General features: G+C 49.2%; 3 protein-coding genes. 1 reads left to right on the top strand and 2 read right to left on the bottom strand.

The features are described from left to right. Positions 1 to 61 precede the first annotated feature (61 nt). A complete protein-coding gene (locus B4920_RS25675) occupies positions 62 to 442 on the bottom strand; it encodes a hypothetical protein (protein WP_216820030.1) in 381 nt (126 codons plus the stop codon). Between the two features lie 280 nt (positions 443 to 722). Next, entirely contained in the window at positions 723 to 1,751 is a 1,029-nt protein-coding gene (locus B4920_RS29065) for an acyltransferase family protein (protein WP_139379634.1), read from the bottom strand. 947 nt (positions 1,752 to 2,698) lie between these two features. On the opposite strand from B4920_RS29065, the gene B4920_RS31090 reads away from it, so the two are divergent. After that, positions 2,699 to 2,775 (top strand): transposase DNA-binding-containing protein (locus B4920_RS31090; RefSeq protein ID WP_139379456.1); only part of this gene is annotated, 77 nt, incomplete at its 3' end.

The following is a 2,775-nucleotide window of genomic DNA, read 5'->3' as shown; positions in this document are numbered from 1 at the left end:
TTCGTCTTCCATCGCCGTACTCATGTGTCCTTCCTTTCAAGGTTAACACCTGAGCAGGGTTTTACTGGGTCAATACAATGTAGTAGCGGCGCTCCGGCGCTGACTCCTTGTCACCGACCCTCCGGAGGGACTCGACCATGCCCAGCATCTTGCAGCCCGGCCAGCGCTCGGGATCTACGTCGTTCGCATTGGCTGCCCCCCAGAAACCTTGCCAGACGAAGCGGCCGTGAGACTCTTCGATAAACCGGGTCGAGTGCCCCGCCTCGTCCAGCGCCTCGCGCTGAGCGAGGCCGAAGCACTCCTGCAGCGCCACCTGCAGTGTGGGCTGGTTGCCTTTGACTGCCAGCAGGTAGTCGGCCTTCTTTTCCAGGATCTTCCGGCACGGGGATCGATAAGGCGGAACACGCGGTTGAAGGTGTCGTGCGACGGAATGCCGCACCACGCATCACACACCCATTGAGCCTGCTGGTTGTGAGATCTGGCACGCCACCCACTCTAATTTTCTGAGTGACTGATACGCCGTAAGAGGGGTTTTTGCTAATGCAAATCCAGGCCTTGGCCTGGCCACCCCCACATTACTTCTTGGTAGAAGTAATGCAATGATGAATATACAAGCTTTCGGTAGACAGGATAGTGACCCTGCAATCTCCGATTATTCTTTTTTCATCCAAAAGTTTCAATCTCTTACGTCGCCAACGAACTCATTGTCGGGGCCTGTTGCATTATCGAAGCCTGAGTCTTTCAATTGGTGACGCAACCAACCCGAGCACAATCGAGAGGGAGATCGCGCATGCGGTAACTATAGCAACATTTAGATCAAACTTCATTCCCAACCACTGAGCTATAGAATAACCAAGTCCTTGCCAAAGGTAGATCGAGTAACCTGCGTAGATGAATGGTTTCAGCAGAATTGAATTGACGAGGAAGATTGAATAGCTCGAAGCCAGGCGGCCTACAAACAATAATATTATCGAAACCCATGCACAGCTAAATATAAAAAATATCGCATTAGGAGGAAATTTGTTTGCCTGCATATTGAGCGTTATGCCCGGCTGTTTAAATATGAACAATACAGACAACACAATGAATGACATGGCAAATAATTTCAGATAGCACCGACTCCCAAAAAGGGTTGGTTTAGAAGTTAACGAGAAACCAAAAACAGTCCAAACCAAGTAAAAAAATATTGTTTGCAACCATCCGGACTTGGTTGTGTCCAATATATCAAAAATGTATACGAAAGCGGTCGCCAATAATGCCAACAACCAAAGAGGCGGCTTCTTGATAGGAACAAAAAAAATAATAGCCGGAAGCAATATGCTAACAGCCAGAAAAGGTGCAACAAACCAGAGGTGCCAATTCAGCATTAGAATTGAACTCCCCTCTCCGTATTGTGTTGGATTGAGCCAAGCCACCAGCACGTCTAAACAATTTTCAGACCCACCATATTTCAGCACTAGAACGGTACAGACAAGTGCGTAAGCCCAATACGGCACGAGAATTCTGATGCCCCTACGCAGCACCCACTTGCAATATCCCTTAAACCCAACTATTGCGGGCTTTGCGCGCTCCGACAAACGATAGGCAGCCCCTGAGATCATGAAGATAAGAGGCATTTCAAAAAGAAGTATCGATCCCACTTCTTGAGGCACGAGTCGAAACCAGAAGACTGGATGAATTACGCATACAACGTACGCCATCAATAAACCTCGCGCAACATCAATGCCAACTAAACGTCCGCCATGGTTCACAATAGATTTCACAGGTGAAAAAACATGGAATTCATATATATATGAGAGCTAACCGGCTGTATAAATTTCAGTTGAGCACATGAAATAATCCATATTTCAAAAAATAACACTTTCCTTCGGCGGGCAATATCCAATAGCTTTTATTAACACCAAACAAGGAACCCCCTTCTGAATCGCAGATTTGGCAAATCTTCCGAGGTTTCCAAAGAGCTTGTTTTCTTGCTGTGATAGGTATCGAAGATCGTCGCCAGGATGGCATTTGCACTCATTCGTGAGCGATGCCAGCACTCAACATCAATGCTCAGAATATCCATGCTTGCTGATTTTATCAGAGCATCGGCATGTCGATCTCCGTGACATCCTGTCGCTCACCTTGTTACATGCAGTCCCGGTCAAGGATGACACGAAAGTCGTCGTTACGATCATAAAGCCCTTGCCGGGCAAAGAAAGTCTATCGACTGCAGAGCGTGACGAACTAGCTCGCTGCCCCCTTCGTACTGGGCACGTCCGGCGCAGGTCCCTTGATCCTGCGCCGGGCTTGGCAAAGAGGTGGATGTGGTGGTGGAGGGAAGGGTAACGGAGCTGGATGGGGCAGGGGCTCCAACTTTGACGGCTATACACCCCTACGGTGGAAGTTGGAGGAGGGCCGAAACGAGACATCGTCCCGAGGCGAGAGCCAATACCCGCAGAATCCTCCCGAATGAATCAGCCGTAATATATTGAGTCATGGCTGACACGAAGATTATCGACGAATCCCACAAGATTTCCGATAAGAGAGGCAACGGCAAGTTGCGTCGGGAGATCTGGGTCGATTCGGTAACGGGCAAGGTCACCCGCTATAACCTCGCTTATATCAACCACAACCTGTATGCCAGGAATAACGCATCCCCTTACACACAACTCTCCAGTCTGTATGCTTCATGCCAAATAATTGACGAGGCTGGCTGATGAGTTGGGCGAGAGACGAGTTCGGGACGATACAGCTGGGCGATCGGCGGTTGAACAAGCGAGCGGTTCTGCTGGC

It is taken from the genome of Zoogloea sp. LCSB751 (genome assembly GCF_002028455.1).
Taxonomy (GTDB): Bacteria; Pseudomonadota; Gammaproteobacteria; order Burkholderiales; family Rhodocyclaceae; genus Zoogloea.
This window is presented reverse-complemented; position numbering and strand designations above follow the sequence as displayed.